Here is an 18,485-nt window from a genome sequence, read left to right on the forward strand (position 1 = left end):
CGATGAAGTTATCAACGGTATTAATTCTTGTTATTTTTATCTTGTTTTCATGTCAAACAAAAGATAATAAAAAAAAGGTTGAAAAATGGAAAGAAGAAATTATAAAAACTGAAACTGAGTTTAGTAATTTATCAAAAGAGGAAGGTATGAATGTGGCTTTTCTAAAATATGTTGCAGATGATGGTATACTTCTAAGAAATAATAGGTTAATAAAAGGTAGAGACAGTATTAAACAATATATGATAAATAATACCTCTAAAGGTCTATCTTGGAAGCCAGATTTTGTAGATGTTTCTCTTTCGGGTGATTTAGCTTATACCTACGGAAAATACAATTTTGTTTATAAAGACTCTCTTGGTAACACTAAAATTAGGAAAGGTATATTTCATACTGTTTGGAAAAGACAACCCGATAATAATTGGAAATTTGTTTGGGATTAAATCTTAATTCTTATCCTCCAAAAGTGGTACGAATCTAAAATCACCAAACTCGTGTTTTTCAAATTCCTTAGAGCCTTTTCTAATAAAAAGCGTCATGGTTTGCACCTCTGTTCCAACAGGAATTACTAATCTCCCCCCCTCTTTTAATTGACTCAATAAAGGTTTAGGTACAAATGGCGCTCCTGCAGTTACTATAATACCGTCAAAAGGCGCTTCTTCAGGAAACCCTTTATAGCCATCACCAAAAATTAATTTTTTAGCTCGGTAACCCAATTTTGGCAAAAACTTACTGGTCTTTTTAAATAATTCTTGCTGGCGCTCAATACTGTAAACTTTTGCTCCCATTTCACACAAAACAGCACATTGGTAGCCACTACCTGTTCCTATTTCTAATATTTTGTCACCTCGTTTTACTTGCAACAACTCGGTTTGAAATGCCACAGTGTAAGGTTGTGAAATAGTTTGATCTGCTGCAATAGGAAAAGCTTTATCTTGATAGGCATGGTCTAAAAAACTAGAATCCATAAATAAGTGTCTTGGTATGTTACCTATGGCTCTTAATACATTTTCATCAGTTATTCCTTTGGCTTTTATAACATTAACCAACTGCTGTCTTAGGCCTTTATGTTTAAATGTGTCTTTCAATAGTTAGTGAAGTTTGCAAGCCTAAAATTAGTCAAACATTTTAAAGCTTAAAATAAATTACAAAATAATTTAATCTTATAGGATTTAAACATGATTTCGAAACCGAAAATTTAGTCAGAAATCATTAAATTCATGTATTTTTGTTGAAAACCCTTTTATTATGCTAAACGCTGGTGTTCTTGGTGCTGGCCACCTTGGAAAAATTCACTTAAGACTTCTAAATCAATCCAATAAATATAATCTAGTAGGCTTTTATGATGCCGATGAAGAAAACGGAAAAAAAGTAGAAACTGAATTTGGATTCAAGTTTTTCAATTCTATGGATGCTCTTATTGATGCTGTTGATGTGGTTGATATTGTAACACCAACTTTATCACACTATGACTGTGCAAAAAAAGCCATAGCCAGTGGAAAACATATTTTTATTGAAAAACCCATCACTAATACTGTAGAAGAAGCAGAACATATTAGAGAACTTTTAGCAGAAAATAATTTACGAGGACAAGTTGGTCATGTAGAGCGGTTTAACCCAGCATTTTTAGCGGTGAGAGAAGATATCAAGAACCCTATGTTCATTGAAACACATCGCTTAGCAGAATTTAACCCAAGAGGTACTGATGTTCCGGTAGTTTTAGATTTGATGATTCATGATATTGATATAGTGCTAAGTCTTGTAAAATCTAAGATAAAGCATATTTCTGCCAGTGGAGTTGCCGTAATTAGTGATACTCCCGATATTGCAAATGCCAGATTAGAATTTGAAAATGGCTGTGTTGCCAATTTAACGGCTAGTAGAATATCACTCAAAAAAATGCGAAAGGCAAGGTTTTTTCAAAAAGATGCTTATATCTCGGTGGATTTTTTAGAGAAGAAGTGTGAGGTAGTTAAAATGAAGGATGCTCCAAAAAATCCTGGAGATTTTGATATGATTCTTCAAAATGCCGAGGGTGTCAAAAAACAAATTTATTTTGACAATCCTAAGGTTGATAACAATAATGCCATTTTAGACGAGTTGGAAACCTTTGCAGATGCCATTAACAATAACACGTCTCCAGTAGTAACACTTCATGATGGTACAGAAGCATTAAGAGTAGCAAATCAAATAATAAACAGTTTTTAAATATGAAACATGTTGCTGTTATTGGTGCAGGTACCATGGGTAATGGTATTGCACACTCTTTTGCGCAATCTGGTTTTAAAGTTCGGCTAATCGATATCAATGAAATTTCTCTTAAGAAAGGTCTTGATACGATTGTTTTGAATTTAGACCGAATGATTGCCAAAGAAAAAATATTGGTAACTGATAAAGTTAATACACTTGCCAATATCTCAACCTTTACAGATTTAAAAGATGGTGTTACAAATGCTGATTTAGTTGTTGAAGCAGCCACAGAAAATATAGAGTTAAAACTCAATATCTTTAAACAATTAGACGAATCTTGTTCTAAAAAAACAATTTTAGCAACGAACACCTCTTCCATTTCTATTACACAACTTGCAAGTATAACCTCAAGACCAGACAAAGTAATAGGTATGCATTTTATGAATCCTGTACCTATAATGAAATTGGTTGAAGTTATTAGAGGATATAACACCAGTAATGATGTGACCAAAACCATCATGGAACTATCTAAAACCTTAGGAAAAGTAGCGGTAGAGGTCAATGATTACCCTGGCTTTGTTGCCAATCGTATTTTAATGCCCATGCTTAACGAATCTATAGAAACCTTGTATAATGGCGTAGCAGGTGTTAAGGAAATAGACACCGTAATGAAACTAGGAATGGCTCACCCTATGGGACCATTACAGTTAGCTGATTTCATTGGATTAGACGTTTGTTTATCAATCCTTAACGTTATGTACGATGGCTTTAAAAACCCTAAATATGCTCCTTGCCCGTTATTAGTCAATATGGTACAAGCTGGAAAGTTAGGTGTGAAATCTGGTGAGGGTTTTTATGACTACTCAGAAAGCAAAAAAGCAGATAAAGCGTCTTCTCAATTTTTGAAATAATGATGTCGATAGCAAACAATCTTTTAAATATAAAATCGACTATTCCTGAACATGTAACCTTAGTAGCAGTTTCTAAAACCAAACCCGTTAGTGATATTATGGAAGCCTATAATGTAGGGCATAAAATTTTTGGTGAAAACAAAATTCAGGATATGGTTGAAAAATATCATGCCATGCCCAAAGATATTAAATGGCATATGATTGGTCATGTTCAGCGTAATAAAGTTAAGTATATGGCTAGTTTTGTGAGTTTAATTCATGGTGTTGATAGCATTAAACTTCTTGAAGAAATTAATAAACAGGCCTTGAAAAACAATAGAGTGATTGACTGTTTAATCCAAATTAAAATTGCTAAAGAAGACTCTAAATTTGGAATATATCCAGAAGAAGCTTTAAAAATTATTCAATCTCAACAATTTTCAGAATTAAAAAATATTAGAGTTGTTGGCTTTATGGGAATGGCAACATTTACAGAGGACAATGAACAGATAAAAAAAGAATTTAATTTACTTAAATCAACCTTTGATAGTTTAAAAGAACTTGAAATATTCAACTTTAAACCCGAAACTATAAGCATGGGCATGAGTGGAGATTATAAACTAGCTATTGAATGCGGAAGTACTATGGTTAGAGTTGGAAGTGGTATTTTTGGCGCCAGGTATTATAACTAAACAAAAAAGGACCTTAACGCATAAACATTTTTGTACGCAATACTAGACATAGAAACTACTGGAGGTAGATATAATGAAGAAGGCATTACCGAAATTGCCATTTATAAATATGACGGTCATAAAGTTGTTGATCAGTTTATAAGCCTAGTAAATCCAGAACGAGACATTCAACCTTTTGTTGTAAATCTTACAGGTATTAACAATAACATGTTACGTAGTGCTCCTAAATTTTATGAGGTTGCCAAACGCATTGTTGAGATTACAACAGACTGTATTATAGTGGCTCATAACGCCCAATTTGATTATAGAATTTTATGTACCGAATTTAGGCGTCTAGGTTTTGAATACGAAAGAAAATCACTTTGTACTGTTGAATTATCTAAAAATCTAATTCCAGGACAGCAATCCTATAGTTTGGGTAAATTAGTGAGGTCTTTAGGAATTCCTGTTTCTGATAGGCATCGTGCATCTGGTGATGCACAAGCAACCGTTAAGCTTTTTAAAATGCTTATGGATAAAGACTCTGAAAAGAGTATTATTCAAAATTCTGTACGAGCCAATCCAAAACTCCAATTAGAACCCCGACATATTGATATTATTGATGAACTTCCATCGGTTACGGGTGTGTATTACATTCATAAAGCAGACGGTGAAATCATTTATATTGGTAAGAGTAAAAATATTAAGAAACGTATCAATCAACACTTTACTAATACCAACCCTAAGTCAAAAAAAATACAAGCCTTAGTTAGCACAGTAACTTACGAAGAGACGGGTAGTGAGCTAGTAGCTCTTTTAAAGGAAAGTGAGGAAATAAAACGACTCAAGCCTATTTTCAATAGAGCCTTGAGGAGAACAATTTTCACGCATGCTCTATATAGTTTTATTGATGAACACAACTACATAAACCTAAAGATTGATATTGTTGATGGGCGTAAAAAACCAATAACCACATTTAGCAACAGACAAAGTGGCAAAAGCTTTATTTTAAATGCTATTGAAGAATATCAATTATGTCAAAAACTCACAGGTTTTTATAAAACTAAAACCAGTTGTTTTAATTATGATATAAAAATGTGTGAAGGAGCTTGCATACAAGAAGAACCTCCTGAAGTATATAACAAAAGAGTAAACGCTCTTATTTCAAAAAACAGTTATTCTAATAAAAATATGGTCATTATTGACAGAGGACGTGATATTGACGAGCGCAGTGCTATTTTAATTGAAAATGGTATATTTGTTGGTATAGGATTTTTCAACCTTAATTATCAGATAAATAATATAGATATTCTCAAGTCAATCATTACTCCTATGAGTAACAATAGGGATACTCAACATATTATTCAATCTTATCTAAGGAAAAACAAAAAAGTAAAACAAATTACATTATAATGAACATTATGAGAATTATCCAAATTTTGCTATTACTACCTACGCTCGTTGCTTTTTCTCAAACACCCTTCAATTCAGAATCTCACCAAGTTACCTTAGCAGATATTAAGACCAATACTTTTGAAAAAGATACTACAGCTAATGCGCTCATCATATATGAACATGGCAAAAGTTGGGTTCACCCGGGCACTTATAAGTTAACGACTAATGAAATACGTAAAATAAAAATACTTAGCAAAGAAGGTTTTGACCAAGCCACAGTTAAACTGTATTTGCACAAAAAAAGCGGAAACGATTATCAAAAAGTTGAAAATATTGTAGGTACAACCTACAATATGGTAAATGGTAACGTAGTAAAATCTAAACTAAGTAAAAAAGACATTTTTGAAGAAGATTATAATGAAAATTATGACCTTGTAACATTTACATTACCTAACATTAAAGAAGGCTCTGTGATTTCTTATAGCTATACTTTGTCAACTCCTCAATATCTTATGTGGAATTACAAAGGCTGGGATTTTCAGCACAAAATACCTACGCTTTACAGCGAGTATGAAACCAGTATACCCGGTAATTGGGAATACAATATAAAACTAGTTGGAGGTAAAAAACTAACAGTTAATACCGTTGATGTAAAAAAAGATTGTTTGGAAGTATCTGGGGGAGGCAAAGCTAATTGTTTAGAGAGTGTTTATGCCATGAAAGATATTCCCGCTTTTATTGAAGAAGATTACATGACCACCGAAGATAATTATTTAGCTAGAGTAGAATATGAATTAAAGACTTTTAGAGGTTTTGACGGAACAGTAACTAACTATACTAAAGAATGGAAAGATGTTGATAAAGAATTAAAAACAGACCCAAATATTGGAAAGCAACTTTCTAAATCCATTAAATTAGAAGACGTACTTCCCATCAGCTTAATAAACAACATAAATTCAAAAGAAAATGCTGCATTAATTTATGAGCATATTCAAAAAAACTTTACATGGAACGAAAAATTAGAGATTTTTAAAGATGTTTCTATCAAAGACTTAATAAAGGATAAATCTGGTAATGTGGGTTCTATAAATATTTTACTTCATAATATTTTAAATGAAAAAGGCTACAGTGTTAAACCGTTATTAATTTCAACAAGACAAAATGGGCATCCAACTAAAATATATCCTGTAATTTCAGATTTTAATTATTTAGTAGTACACTTAAACATAGATGAGGAAAACTATCTACTTGATGCCACCGATAAATATCTTAGCTTTGATGAAATTCCGTTTAGATGCTTAAACCAATATGGAAGACTTCTAGATTTTAATGCTGGTAGCGAGTGGTTTGATATTGTTCCAAAAAAATCGGATGTATTCTATGAAGCCAAACTACATATTGATGATAATGGAGATATTGTTGGCAAAATAGTATCAAAAAGAACTGGTTATCACGCTTACAACTATAGGAAATCTTATTTTAAAAATAAGTCAGCTTACATAGAAAATCTTCAAAACAACACAGCCTATGTCAATATTTCTAATCATAATACTGTTGAAAGTTCTCCTATCCACCCTGTTTTTAACGAACAATACAATGTTAAATATCAAAGCGAAATAACTGGTGATAATATGTATCTAAACCCATTTTTTGTGAAGTTCTTTTCCGAAAATCCTTTTAAACTTCAGGAGAGGAGTTATCCTATAGATTTTGGTTACAAAGACTCTTACTATTATACCTTAAAGCTTGATTTAGGAGATCAATACGAAATAATAGAAAAACCAAAACCTGTAGTTACTAGTTTACCTAATAAAGCAGGGATACTTTTCTATTCTTCCAGTACGTTTGATAATGAACTTTCCCTTACCTTTAGAATTGACTTTAAAGAAGCCGTTTATACCCCTGAATACTACCCCTATTTAAAAAAATTCATGAACAAAATAGTTGATGTTCAGAACAATTCGCTTGTTTTATTAAAGAAAAAGTAATACATCTTTACTATTTTTGGGTTAATGAGTAGATATACAAGAAATAAATGGCGTTTGAAACTTCAAAAAATTATTTATGAAGCAGATACTCCTGCTGGTAAATTATTTGATGTTGTACTACTTATAACTATTTTAGCTAGTGTTATCCTAGTAATGTTAGAAAGTGTACATAGTATTGATCGCAAGTTTCATTCGTTTCTAAACATTTCAGAGTGGGTTATCACAATTCTCTTTTCTATTGAGTATATCTTAAGAATTGTTACTGTAAAAAAGCCATTAAAATATGTACTTAGTTTTTATGGTATCATTGATTTACTGTCTACTATACCAAAATACATATCCTTAATTGTAGGTGGGGTACATGCTCTTGCAGCTTTACGTGCCTTACGCCTGCTCAGGGTTTTTAGGATCTTAAAGTTAGCAAGGTATCTAGGTGCCTCAAATAATTTAATGAGTGCTATTAAAGCAAGTAGAGCTAAAATTTCGGTCTTTTTGTTTGCAGTCATCATTATTTCCATAATACTAGGTACCATTATGTACTTGGTTGAAGGTGAAGAACATGGTTTTACCGATATACCAAGAAGTGTTTACTGGTGTATTGTAACACTTACTACGGTTGGCTTTGGTGACATTGCTCCACAAACTCCACTGGGACAACTTATAGCTTCGCTTGTTATGATACTAGGTTATGGAATTATTGCGGTGCCAACTGGCATAGTTTCCGCTGAATACACGGCTCAAGCTAAAAAAGAAAAACCTTTATCTAATCCGCAAATTTGTTCTAAATGCCTTGCAGAAAACCACAACAATAAAGCTCAATATTGTTATAATTGTGGAGAACGTATACACTCTTAATTTAAGCCTAAAATAAAAACGAAAACTAAATATTTAATTTCAGTGATTGGGCCTACTGCTATAGGAAAAACAAACCTTAGCATACAATTGGCAAAACACTTTAAAACCGAAATAATTTCGGCAGATTCCCGTCAGTTTTTTAAAGAAATGCAAATTGGTACGGCGGCTCCAACAGATCAAGAATTAGCTGCTGCAAAACATCATTTTATTCACCATAAATCTATTCATGACGAATATAGTGTTGGCTCTTTTGAAAAAGAGGTACTTCAAAAACTAGATGCACTTTTTAAAACACACGACATAGTTATCATGGTAGGCGGTTCTGGCTTATATGTTGACGCTGTTACTAAAGGCTTAGACCATTTTCCTGATATTGATTCAAGTATAAGAGAAAGATTGAATAAGCAATTGGAAGTTGAAGGTTTAGAATCATTGCAAAAACAACTAAAAGAGTTAGATGAAACATCATATAATTCTATTGCTACAGATAATCCGCATAGGGTTATTAGAGCTTTAGAAATTTGTATTGGCACTGGCAAATCTTATTCTTCATTTTTGAACAAAGACAAAACCCAAAGAAATTTTAAAACCATAACAGTTGGGCTTACCGCCGAAAGAGAAACTATTTATAACCGTATTAACAAGCGTGTTAATATTATGGTAAAGGAAGGTTTGTTAGAAGAAGTTGAAACACTTATACCTCATAAAAACTTAAATGCTTTAAACACGGTAGGCTATAAAGAAATATTTAAATATTTTGGTGGTGAATGGACCTTAGATTTTGCCATTTCTGAAATCAAAAAAAATACCCGAAGGTTTGCAAAACGCCAACTTACTTGGTTTAAGAAAAGTGAAGATACCCTTTGGTTTGACTACACAACTGATTTAAATACAATAATAAATTCAATTAATAATAAAATAAACCATGATAAAAGTAAACGAGTATTTTGAAGGAAACGTAAAATCTTTAGGTCTGAATAACTCTCAAGGAAATTATACTGTAGGGGTTTTATTAAAAGGCACTTATGAGTTTAGTACTTCAACCAAAGAATGGATGACGTTAACCTCTGGTAATTGGGATTTGGAACTTCCAGGAGAAGAAAAAAAATCTTATGCCATTTGGGAATCATGTGAAATACCATCAGGAATTGTATTTAAAGTATATGTAAATGAAGATTCTTCTTATTTATGTAGATATGAATAAATAGTAAAATAAGATGAAACCCTTCCCAGAAGATCCTTTAGATAACCCTGTTTGGTCCTCGCTAACCAATATACATTATGAAACATGCATAGATTATGGCAACATAAAGTTTTACCATCCAGACTTCACACCTTTTGGAGCTTTTGTAAATAATGTAGATACTTGTAATGCTATTGAAAAACATTCAAAATTATTAGACCGTTTTTTCATTGTTGGCAATAAACCAAAAATACCTACTAATTTCAATCTTAAAAAATACGTTGGGCTACAAATGATTATTTACAATGAAATTGATTACCCAATTTCCGAGAATATTGTAGAACTCAATGAAACTCATTATCATGACTTAATGGATTTAATTGCCTTAGTGTACCCGCATTTTTTTAAAACTAAAACCAATTTATTAGGACGCTATTGGGGTATTTACAAACAAAACAAGTTAGTTGCTGTTGCTGGGGAACGTATGCAAACAACTAATTTCACAGAGATTAGTGCAGTAGCTACGCATCCTGAATATACTGGAAATGGCTATGCTAAACAGTTAATTACGCACGCTGTTAAAAATATATTTAAAAAAAGTAAAGTTCCTTTTTTACATGTAGATGAAACTAACTTGGGGCCAATTAACCTTTACAAGAAATTAGGTTTTACAGAACGAAGAAAAATGCTGTATTGGTTAATTACTCGCAATTAGGTTAACCTCATTATTAAAACAATGTAACCTGTCCTTCGTTACCTACTTCAAAATCACCCTCATCATCAGTATCAGAATCTGATTTAGAAACCTTGTTTTCTGATGACACCTCGGTTTCATCCACTACCTCTATTTCACTTGCTGGTGTTTCTTTTGGGGCCTCATAAGGTAAAGGATCCAGTATATTTATTTGATTGATACGTTCTTTAGTTAATTGATTTCCAAGGGCATTAATACCCTTAATAGCTATAAACTCTTCAAGATTAATTTCCAAATTTTCACGTCTATCTTTGCCGCGCTCCTTGGCAAATACTACCTCTGCCATTGGTCTCCAATCTGTAGAAACAATCTCTAATTGTGAGTCTGTATGCTCCGAAATAAATATTTCTTCCTTGTTTTCATTTTCAACAAGAAAGCGTTTCACATAATAGCGCTGTTTTTCTCCATCATAATAAATAGCAGAAATTGGCTTTTTTGGAATCCATTTCTCAAGAACAATCATATCACTATCAAAATGGGTAGTAAGTTCTGGAATAATTGTTTTTAATCGCCCAGATTGTGAAATAATTAACAAACGATCCTCTCCTCTAAACTCACCTATAAGTTCTCCTCTACCATCTACATTTAATCTTTGAACAGAGTCATCAAACCATATTTTACGTGGTTTCAACGTTGATACCCCCTTCTCCTTAAGTTCGATACGCTTGACCGAATATTTAGTAACCAAATTTCCTTTAGACACTCTTCCTTTAATGAGAATATCAGCAAAATCAATATCCCATTTCAACTTTTTAATACTACCTGCTTGTCTTAAGTTAACAGTAACCACTTCGGCTTCCCCATTAGGGTTAGCTGAAAAGTATAGAACAGTAGACTGCTTATTTCCATTGGTTAAGTCATATTCTCGATCTCTTGTAATCGAAGTTACAGCAAAACGCTTTATGTAAGACGGCCCTCCTTTACCGTCTCTATATATCATATTATAAATGGTGCGCTTATCTTTTTTCTTAAACACGGCTACATGAATGATTTCTTTACCAACAAAGGTTTTACTATCAACTTTTGTAACCATCATTTTACCTGATTTGGTAAATACAATAATATCATCAATATCACTACAATCACACACGTATTCATCTCTACGAAGTGAAGTACCAATAAAACCTTCTTCTCTATTTACATAGAGTTTGGTATTTCTAATAACTACTTTTGTGGCATCAACATCATCAAAAATTCTAATTTCTGTCTTACGCTCACGCCCTTCGCCATAATCATCCTTTAATCTTTTAAAATAGGTTATAGCATAATCTATTAAATTTTCGAGATTATGTTTTACTTGTGCAATTTGTTCTTCTAAAGCATCTATTTTTTGTTGTGCTTTATCGATATCAAACTTAGAAATACGTTTGATGCGAATTTCCGTTAAACGCACAATGTCATCTTCTGTTATAGCGCGTTTTAAATGTTTAATGTATGGCTGAAGCCCCTTATCTATAGCATCAATAACGCCTTGCCAAGTTTCTTCTTCCTCAATATCCCTATAAATTCGATTTTCAATAAAAATACGTTCTAAAGACGCAAAATGCCATTGTTCTTCTAATTCTCCCAACTTGATTTCCAATTCCTGCTTTAAAAGTTGAACGGTATTATCGGTAGAACGACGGAGCATTTCAGAAACCCCAATAAACAATGGTCTATTGTCTTCTATCACACAGCCTAAAGGAGAAATTGACGACTCACAACTGGTGAAGGCATACAAGGCATCAATAGTCTTGTCTGGAGATAAACCTGAAGGCAAATGAACTAAGATTTCAACCTCAGCAGCTGTGTTATCTTCAATCTTTTTAATCTTAATTTTACCCTTATCATTAGCCTTCAAAATTGAATCTATTAAAGATGAAGTAGTTGTTCCAAACGGAATTTCAGAAATTACTAGGATGTTTTTATCAAACTGCGAAATTTTGGCTCGTACCCTTACTTTACCACCCCTATTACCATCATTATAATTTGTAAAATCAGCTATTCCAGCCGTTGGGAAATCTGGTAAAATAGTAAATCGTTTTCCTTGAAGATGCTTTATGGAAGCCTCAATAAGCTCTATAAAATTATGAGGTAATATTTTTGTTGAAAGTCCAACAGCAATTCCTTCGCCTCCTTGAGCCAACAGCAAAGGAAACATAACTGGTAAATTAACAGGTTCTTTTCTACGGCCATCATAACTAGCCTGCCATTCTGTTATTTTCGGATTATAAACAACATCTAAAGCAAATTTTGAAAGGCGAGCTTCTATATACCTAGAAGCTGCTGCACTATCGCCTGTTAGTATGTTTCCCCAGTTACCTTGAGTATCAATTAGCAAATCTTTCTGGCCTATCTGTACCATTGCATCTGCTATACTAGCGTCACCATGCGGGTGGTATTGCATGGTATGCCCTACAATGTTAGCTACCTTATTGTAACGCCCATCATCAAGATCTTTCATAGAATGCATAATACGACGTTGCACTGGTTTAAAACCATCTTCAATAGCAGGAACGGCTCTTTCTAAAATAACATACGATGCATAATCCAGAAACCAATCTTTGTACATTCCCGTAACACGTGTAATGGTTTCATTGTGTTCATCATTTTGCTCGTTTTCTAAGCTATCATTCTCTTCCATCATTAACTATTTGCTTTTTTCTATTAATCCTCACCATTTTTCTTAAGGACTGCCTTATATATTTTCTCTTTTTTTTTGACACCAATGTAACATTAAAGTATACATGCTTTACTTTACCATTATTATTTTGAATACCCAACCTAAGACCTCTATAAATTAAAAAATTACGAAATTTATAAGATACTAAATTGTGTTTCTCAAACTCAACTTTGTACTCTCTGTAATTTAGATAATCTGACAACAAAAGCCCTCTGTTAATTATAACCACTTTCATACCGTCACTGTCATACTCAAAATACTTTGATATCCAGTGCACTAAGAAAAATAAAGCTACAAAACCAAATAGGAACAGGAAGAATGTTAAGATTGGCGTACCGGTTACATCTTTAAACGCACTAAACACAGTAGATAGAATAATAGCTATCACAATCAAGATGAAATAGATTGAAATAATAACATTCCTTACTCTGGCATTACTAGTGCGCATTAATTTCTTTCTTCAATTAAATCTAATTCAACTTTCAAGTTATCAATAATAAATTCTTGTCTTGTTGGAGTATTTTTACCCATATAAAAGGACAACAGTTCTTCAATAGACATATTATCATCAAGCATTACTGGGTCTAAGCGCATATCTTCACCTATAAAATGCTTAAACTCGTCTGGCGATATTTCACCAAGACCTTTAAACCTTGTAATTTCAGGTTTTGGTTTTAACTTTTCAATAGCATTAATGCGCTCTTCTTCTGTGTAGCAATAAATAGTTTCTTTTTTGTTTCTAACCCTAAATAATGGGGTTTGTAATATATACAAATGACCTTCTTTAATAACTTCAGGAAAAAACTGCAAAAAGAATGTAATTAACAACAACCTGATATGCATGCCATCTACATCGGCATCGGTGGCAATAACCACGTTATTATAACGTAAATCCTCAAGAGATTCTTCAATATTCAAAGCTGCTTGTAGTAGATTGAACTCTTCGTTTTCATAAACAATTTTTTTTGTAAGTCCGTAACAATTCAAAGGTTTACCTTTAAGACTAAAAACCGCTTGTGTATTAACGTCACGTGATTTGGTAATACTACCCGAAGCCGAGTCTCCCTCAGTAATAAACAGGGTAGTTTCAAGATTTCGTTCACTTTTAGTATCTCCAAAATGCACACGGCAATCGCGTAATTTTTTATTATGGAGACTTGCTTTTTTTGCTCTATCTCTTGCTAGCTTCCTAATACCTGACAACTCCTTACGCTCTCGTTCTGCTTGTAAAATTTTCTTCTGTATCTTTTCGGCTGTATCTGTGTTTTTATGAAGATAATTATCCAGATTTGTTTTTACAAAATCGTTTATATAAGTACGAACCGTTGGATAATCGCCTCCCATATCGGTTGACCCCAATTTTGTTTTGGTCTGACTTTCAAAAACGGGTTCCATTACTTTAATAGCAATAGCACTGATGATTGATTTTCTAACATCGGAGGCATCATAATTCTTACCATAAAATTCTCTAACCGTCTTTACAACCGCCTCTCTAAAGGCATTTAAATGCGTACCTCCTTGTGTAGTATTCTGTCCATTAACAAATGAATGATATTCTTCACTATATTGAGTTTTACTATGTGTAATAGCTACCTCAATATCATCCCCCCTAAGATGAATGATAGGGTACAATAAATCTGCCTCATTGGTACTCTCTGTGAGTAAATCTTTTAATCCGTTTTCGCTAAAGTACTTTTCTCCATTAAAAACAATGGTTAACCCAGGATTTAAGTACACATAGTTCTTAAGCATTTTTACAATGTACTCACTTCTAAACTTGTAATTCTTAAAAATACTTTCGTCTGGTATAAACGATACTTTTGTACCTTTTCTACGGGTAGTATCATCAAGTAGCTCCTTCTCTGTAAGTTCTCCTTTTTCAAACTCTGCTGATGCCGATTTACCATCTCTTGTGGATTCTACCCTAAAATAATTTGAAAGCGCATTGACAGCCTTGGTACCAACACCGTTTAGACCTACCGATTTTTTAAATGCTTTTGAATCATATTTCCCACCAGTATTCATTTTAGAAACTACATCAACCACTTTTCCTAACGGAATCCCCCGACCATAATCTCTAACAATAACCTTGTTTCCTTGAACAGAAATCTCGATAGTCTTTCCTGCTCCCATTACAAATTCATCAATAGAGTTGTCTATAACTTCTTTTAACAGGATATAGATACCATCATCTGGTGATGACCCATCACCGAGTTTTCCGATATACATTCCAGGACGCATCCTTATATGCTCCTTCCAATCGAGTGAACGTATATTTTCTTCGGTATAATTAGATGGTACAGCCATAAAATTGATAAAAATTAATGATAGAACGCTAATATAACACAACGCCTTAAAAAATGAAATAGCCAAGAAACAAAGTAATTAACAATATAAAAGCCTATTTGTTGAGAACCTAAAAAGGTAATTTAATGCACTAAGCTTTAATTAGAACTCTCAATTATTTAAAATATCATTACCTAACAACTAAAAATATGCAATAAACAAACAACTCCCATGAAAACTCAAGCTATTTTAGATAAATAACGTAACTTAGAATGTTTTTATTCCAATGACTAAACAAATGAAAAAACTAATAATTATAATTGGCATAATTGCCCTCTTTCTGTTACAATCTTTTAGTTTACACAATAGTAAACATGTAGTAAAGTTTTTAGATTCTTTAAACACTGAGCAAATAGAAAAAGTGTTGTTTCCGTTTAATGATGCCTCAAGGGAATCATGGCATTTTTTACCAAACAAATCCTATCCTCGTGAAGGTATTTCATTAAAAGAACTCAATAAAGAACAGAAAGACCTTTTCTTTAAAATGCTTGGCTATTTTTTAAGCGAATCTGGTTACAATAAGACTAAAAAAATAATTAGCCTTGAAAGTGTTTTGGCTGAATTGGGAGGTGACCCAGAATACAGAAATCCCGAAGCCTATTTTATAGCCATTTATGGCAATCCAAAAAATGACAAACTTTGGGCTTGGGCATTTGAGGGGCATCATGTGGCTTTAAACTTTACCGTAGTTAATGATAACATTACGGCTACTCCCCGCTTTTTTGGGGCTAATCCTGCCATTGTAAGAAGTGGTAGTAGAAAAGGAGAGCGTACTTTGCATAGAGAAGAAGAACTAGCCTATGCACTTGTTAATTCCTTAACTGAACATCAACGTAAACAAGCTATTTTTACTAATGTTGCCTACAATGATATTTTAACTTATAACCACTCTAAAGTAGAGCCTTTAAAACCCGAAGGTATTCTAGCAAGTGCTCTTAACGATAAACAAAGGACCAAATTAAGGGCTATTATAACTGAGTACTTAAGCGCTCTACCGGACGATTTAGCACATATTAGAGAGGCTCAAATACTACAGGAAGAATTTAATGATTTACGTTTTGCTTGGGCAGGAAGCACCGAAAAAGGTGAGCCGCATTACTACAGAATACAAGGTAAAACGTTTTTAATTGAACTGGATAATACTCAAAACAACGCTAACCACATACATTGTGTGTGGCGTGATTTTGATGGCGATTTTGGTAGAGATTTAATTATGGAACATTACAAACATTCTAAACATCATAATTAACAATCTTGTTAATTTAAGTCCTTTCTACACATATACTATATTTATAATTCCTAGTAAGTAATTCTTATTTTCTGTTAAGAATAAATTAGTTTCTTAGTATTACAAACACAATAAAACCTTAATTATAACATCTACTTCATATACTTTCCCTTCTTACTCCCTTCATACATCACATACTTAACCAAACGAGATTCTAGTTTAGCATTGTACAGTTGTATTTTTCGTGAAGGGCGCAACCCTACATGCTTTAAAGCATCTAAGTTTGAGGTAATAAACCATGCCTCGGTGCCTGGGTAGTTTTGCTTAAGTGTATCGCCAATGTTTTTGTAAAACGTTTCCATGTCAATATTTAAGCGCTCTCCATAAGGTGGATTAAATACCATATGTAACTTACCACTTCCTCCTTTTTGAGTTTTAAAAAAGTCTTCGTGCTTTACGGTAATAAAATCATCTAATTGGGCATTCTTAATATTGTCTTTGGCTTTATACACGGCACTAGGCGCTTTATCATACCCTATAATTTTATAATGAAAATCGCGTGTTTTTTTAAGCAACGATTCTTCAATCTTTTCAAACAAATCTACGTCCCAATCTTGCCAACGCTCAAAGGCAAATTCCTTTCGCATTAAATTGGGCGGTATATTACAGGCAATCATAGCCGCTTCAATAAGCATAGTTCCAGAGCCACACATAGGATCCATGAAATCGCTCTGTCCGTCCCAACCAGATAGCATAATCATACCTGCTGCCAACACCTCGTTAATGGGTGCAATATTAGTGGCTGTTTTATAACCGCGTTTGTGTAAAGAATCGCCAGATGAATCTAAAGACACTGTACACTGGTTGCGGTCTATATGCACATTTATCTTAACATCTGGAAACTTTAAATCTACATTGGGGCGTTGCCCAGTATTGTCCCGAAACCTATCTACAATAGCATCCTTAGTCTTTAATGCAATGAATAATGAATGTTTAAATAAATGGGAATAAACAGTGGCATCAACCGCCAAAGACCCACTAGATTTCAGGTAGTTTTCCCATGGCATTTTGTATATGTTGTTATACAACTCTTGTTCATTATGAACCCTAAAACTATGTATGGGTTTTAAAATTTTAATGGCTGTTCTTAATCCCAAATTTGCCTTATACATAAAGCCTTTATCGCCTACAAAACTCACATTGCGTAACCCCTTCTTAACTTCTTGGGCGCCAAGTTGCGTGAGCTCATTAGCTAATAAATCTTCAAAACCAAATAAGGTTTTTGCCACCATTTTAAAATTGTCCTCCATTTTTCTGTGTGTTGCGTTAAGCTTAACTACACAACAAAAATAGAGTAATTTTTCTGGGGTAAAAACATAATTTTTAAATGATAAAAAAACCTGTATTTTTGCGTTATGTTTATATTAGCAGGATTTGGGTTAAGGATTGAAGCCCTTTCACTGCGCTCAGGGTAAACTCATGCTTTTATGTCAGTTCTAGTAATACACCAAAAGTGTGATGTGTAGAGAACAATTGAATTGACTACAAAAGTACAAACCCTTAAAAACAATTAATGATAGCAGATAAATCAACTTGGTTTTCTTCTTGGTTTGATACACCATATTACCATATTTTATACAAGGATAGAGATGATACCGAGGCACATGCCTTTATGGAAACTCTTACCAATTATTTAAATATTCCTGAAAACGGAACTATTTTAGATTTGGCTTGTGGACGCGGGCGACACGCTAGATATCTAAACAAGATTGGATATGATGTAACTGGTGTTGATTTGAGTGAAAGCAGTATTGCTTTTGCAAAAAAATTTGAAAATCACAGGTTAAAATTTGACGTGCACAACATGTGTAAACCTTACCATAAAACGTTTGATGCGGTTTTTAATTTGTTCACAAGCTTTGGTTACTTTAATGATGATGCCGATAATCTTAAGACTATCAAATCAATTAAGACTAATTTAAATGAGTTTGGTTTTGGTGTTATTGATTTTATGAATAGTGAATTTGTAATTAATAATATAGTTCCTGAGGAAGCTAAAACTGTTAATGATATTACCTTCTACTTAAAACGTTACGTTGAAGCTGGCTATATTATTAAAGATATTAAGTTTACAATAGAGGGTAATTTATACCATTTTCAGGAACGTGTGCGGGCATTTACACTGAGTGATTTTGAAGATTTATTTAAAAAAGCCGATGTACATTTGCTTGATGTTTTTGGAGATTATAAATTGCATAAGTTTAGTAGTAAAACCTCTGAACGTTTAATAATGATTTTCAAATAGCCACGAATTGGCATTAATTAG

17 protein-coding genes are annotated in these 18,485 nt (G+C 33.1%); 12 read left to right on the plus strand and 5 right to left on the minus strand.

The window, feature by feature from the left end; all coding sequences use genetic code 11:
- Nucleotides 1-2: 2 nt before the first annotated feature.
- Nucleotides 3-440: a YybH family protein gene (locus E1J38_RS10905; protein WP_186525856.1), complete on the plus strand. Its 438-nt coding sequence runs from the start codon at nt 3-5 to the stop codon at nt 438-440.
- 3 nt (nt 441-443) lie between these two features.
- Here the strand turns inward: E1J38_RS10905 and E1J38_RS10910 are convergent, their stop codons facing one another.
- The gene (locus E1J38_RS10910; RefSeq protein WP_133356997.1) at nt 444-1,085 is read right to left on the minus strand and encodes a protein-L-isoaspartate(D-aspartate) O-methyltransferase; all 642 of its coding nucleotides are present in this window, start codon (nt 1,083-1,085) and stop codon (nt 444-446) included.
- A 160-nt stretch (nt 1,086-1,245) separates the two neighbouring features.
- Between E1J38_RS10910 and E1J38_RS10915 the strand changes: the two genes are divergently transcribed.
- The 9 genes from E1J38_RS10915 to E1J38_RS10955 are packed head-to-tail and all read left to right on the plus strand — an operon-like array spanning nt 1,246 to nt 9,884.
- Nucleotides 1,246-2,205 carry a Gfo/Idh/MocA family protein gene (locus E1J38_RS10915; protein ID WP_133356995.1) on the plus strand — a complete coding sequence of 320 codons (960 nt, stop codon included), beginning with the start codon at nt 1,246-1,248 and terminating at the stop codon, nt 2,203-2,205.
- A 2-nt stretch (nt 2,206-2,207) separates the two neighbouring features.
- Nucleotides 2,208-3,098, plus strand: a complete 891-nt coding sequence (locus E1J38_RS10920) for a 3-hydroxyacyl-CoA dehydrogenase family protein (protein ID WP_133356993.1) — start codon at nt 2,208-2,210, stop codon at nt 3,096-3,098.
- A gap of 2 nt (nt 3,099-3,100) precedes the next feature.
- Complete coding sequence (locus E1J38_RS10925) at nt 3,101-3,769, plus strand: YggS family pyridoxal phosphate-dependent enzyme (RefSeq protein WP_133357041.1); 669 nt, start codon at nt 3,101-3,103, stop codon at nt 3,767-3,769.
- A gap of 30 nt (nt 3,770-3,799) precedes the next feature.
- Nucleotides 3,800-5,161, plus strand: a complete 1,362-nt coding sequence (locus E1J38_RS10930) for an exonuclease domain-containing protein (protein WP_133356991.1) — start codon at nt 3,800-3,802, stop codon at nt 5,159-5,161.
- An 8-nt stretch (nt 5,162-5,169) separates the two neighbouring features.
- The gene (locus tag E1J38_RS10935) at nt 5,170-7,131 is read left to right on the plus strand and encodes a DUF3858 domain-containing protein (RefSeq protein WP_186525857.1); all 1,962 of its coding nucleotides are present in this window, start codon (nt 5,170-5,172) and stop codon (nt 7,129-7,131) included.
- A gap of 24 nt (nt 7,132-7,155) precedes the next feature.
- Nucleotides 7,156-7,986, plus strand: coding sequence for an ion transporter (locus tag E1J38_RS10940; protein ID WP_133356987.1), 831 nt, complete (start codon nt 7,156-7,158; stop codon nt 7,984-7,986).
- A 12-nt stretch (nt 7,987-7,998) separates the two neighbouring features.
- Complete coding sequence (gene miaA / locus E1J38_RS10945; protein ID WP_133356985.1) at nt 7,999-8,937, plus strand: tRNA (adenosine(37)-N6)-dimethylallyltransferase MiaA; 939 nt, start codon at nt 7,999-8,001, stop codon at nt 8,935-8,937.
- Nucleotides 8,912-9,190 (plus strand): pyrimidine/purine nucleoside phosphorylase, encoded by a 279-nt coding sequence (locus E1J38_RS10950; RefSeq protein ID WP_133356983.1) that lies wholly within the window; start codon nt 8,912-8,914, stop codon nt 9,188-9,190. The genes miaA and E1J38_RS10950 overlap by 26 nt, the downstream gene beginning before the upstream one ends.
- 13 nt (nt 9,191-9,203) lie before the next feature.
- Entirely contained in the window at nt 9,204-9,884 is a 681-nt protein-coding gene (locus E1J38_RS10955) for a GNAT family N-acetyltransferase (protein ID WP_133356981.1), read from the plus strand.
- 13 nt (nt 9,885-9,897) lie between these two features.
- On the opposite strand, the gene E1J38_RS10960 is transcribed toward E1J38_RS10955, so the two are convergent.
- From E1J38_RS10960 to E1J38_RS10970, 3 genes are read right to left on the minus strand one after another with little or no spacing between them, the layout of a single operon-like run.
- Nucleotides 9,898-12,549 (minus strand): DNA gyrase/topoisomerase IV subunit A, encoded by a 2,652-nt coding sequence (locus E1J38_RS10960; RefSeq protein WP_133356979.1) that lies wholly within the window; start codon nt 12,547-12,549, stop codon nt 9,898-9,900.
- A complete protein-coding gene (locus tag E1J38_RS10965; protein ID WP_133356977.1) occupies nt 12,533-13,033 on the minus strand; it encodes a hypothetical protein in 501 nt (166 codons plus the stop codon). Before E1J38_RS10965 ends, E1J38_RS10960 begins: the two co-directional genes overlap by 17 nt.
- On the minus strand, nt 13,033-14,892 hold the full coding sequence (locus E1J38_RS10970; protein WP_133356975.1) for a DNA topoisomerase IV subunit B: 1,860 nt from the start codon (nt 14,890-14,892) through the stop codon (nt 13,033-13,035). The genes E1J38_RS10965 and E1J38_RS10970 overlap by 1 nt, the downstream gene beginning before the upstream one ends.
- Before the next feature lie 277 nt (nt 14,893-15,169).
- Here E1J38_RS10970 and E1J38_RS10975 point away from each other — a divergent pair, with 277 nt between their 5' ends.
- Nucleotides 15,170-16,180 (plus strand): DUF3500 domain-containing protein, encoded by a 1,011-nt coding sequence (locus tag E1J38_RS10975; protein WP_186525858.1) that lies wholly within the window; start codon nt 15,170-15,172, stop codon nt 16,178-16,180.
- Nucleotides 16,181-16,311: 131 nt separating this feature from the next.
- Here E1J38_RS10975 and E1J38_RS10980 read toward each other — a convergent pair whose 3' ends face one another.
- Entirely contained in the window at nt 16,312-17,469 is a 1,158-nt protein-coding gene (locus E1J38_RS10980; RefSeq protein ID WP_133356971.1) for a THUMP domain-containing class I SAM-dependent RNA methyltransferase, read from the minus strand.
- A gap of 263 nt (nt 17,470-17,732) precedes the next feature.
- On the opposite strand from E1J38_RS10980, the gene E1J38_RS10985 reads away from it, so the two are divergent.
- The gene (locus E1J38_RS10985) at nt 17,733-18,464 is read left to right on the plus strand and encodes a class I SAM-dependent methyltransferase (protein WP_133356969.1); all 732 of its coding nucleotides are present in this window, start codon (nt 17,733-17,735) and stop codon (nt 18,462-18,464) included.
- Nucleotides 18,465-18,485 lie beyond the last annotated feature (21 nt).

The organism is Seonamhaeicola sediminis (genome assembly GCF_004358095.2).
In the GTDB taxonomy this organism is placed as follows: Bacteria; Bacteroidota; Bacteroidia; order Flavobacteriales; family Flavobacteriaceae; genus Seonamhaeicola; species Seonamhaeicola sediminis.

Bases quoted from the DNA above. Each gene is read 5' to 3' on its own strand.
- E1J38_RS10905 (WP_186525856.1), top strand. From the start codon at position 3: ATGAAGTTATCAACGGTATTAATTCTTGTTATTTTTATCTTGTTTTCA.
- E1J38_RS10985 (WP_133356969.1), top strand. From the start codon at position 17,733: ATGATAGCAGATAAATCAACTTGGTTTTCTTCTTGGTTTGATACACCA.
- E1J38_RS10980 (WP_133356971.1), bottom strand. From the start codon at position 17,469: ATGGAGGACAATTTTAAAATGGTGGCAAAAACCTTATTTGGTTTTGAA.
- E1J38_RS10975 (WP_186525858.1), top strand. From the start codon at position 15,170: ATGAAAAAACTAATAATTATAATTGGCATAATTGCCCTCTTTCTGTTA.
- E1J38_RS10920 (WP_133356993.1), top strand. From the start codon at position 2,208: ATGAAACATGTTGCTGTTATTGGTGCAGGTACCATGGGTAATGGTATT.
- E1J38_RS10950 (WP_133356983.1), top strand. From the start codon at position 8,912: ATGATAAAAGTAAACGAGTATTTTGAAGGAAACGTAAAATCTTTAGGT.
- E1J38_RS10940 (WP_133356987.1), top strand. From the start codon at position 7,156: ATGAGTAGATATACAAGAAATAAATGGCGTTTGAAACTTCAAAAAATT.
- E1J38_RS10925 (WP_133357041.1), top strand. From the start codon at position 3,101: ATGTCGATAGCAAACAATCTTTTAAATATAAAATCGACTATTCCTGAA.
- E1J38_RS10960 (WP_133356979.1), bottom strand. From the start codon at position 12,549: ATGATGGAAGAGAATGATAGCTTAGAAAACGAGCAAAATGATGAACAC.
- E1J38_RS10955 (WP_133356981.1), top strand. From the start codon at position 9,204: ATGAAACCCTTCCCAGAAGATCCTTTAGATAACCCTGTTTGGTCCTCG.
- E1J38_RS10970 (WP_133356975.1), bottom strand. From the start codon at position 14,892: ATGGCTGTACCATCTAATTATACCGAAGAAAATATACGTTCACTCGAT.
- E1J38_RS10965 (WP_133356977.1), bottom strand. From the start codon at position 13,033: ATGCGCACTAGTAATGCCAGAGTAAGGAATGTTATTATTTCAATCTAT.
- E1J38_RS10915 (WP_133356995.1), top strand. From the start codon at position 1,246: ATGCTAAACGCTGGTGTTCTTGGTGCTGGCCACCTTGGAAAAATTCAC.
- E1J38_RS10935 (WP_186525857.1), top strand. From the start codon at position 5,170: ATGAGAATTATCCAAATTTTGCTATTACTACCTACGCTCGTTGCTTTT.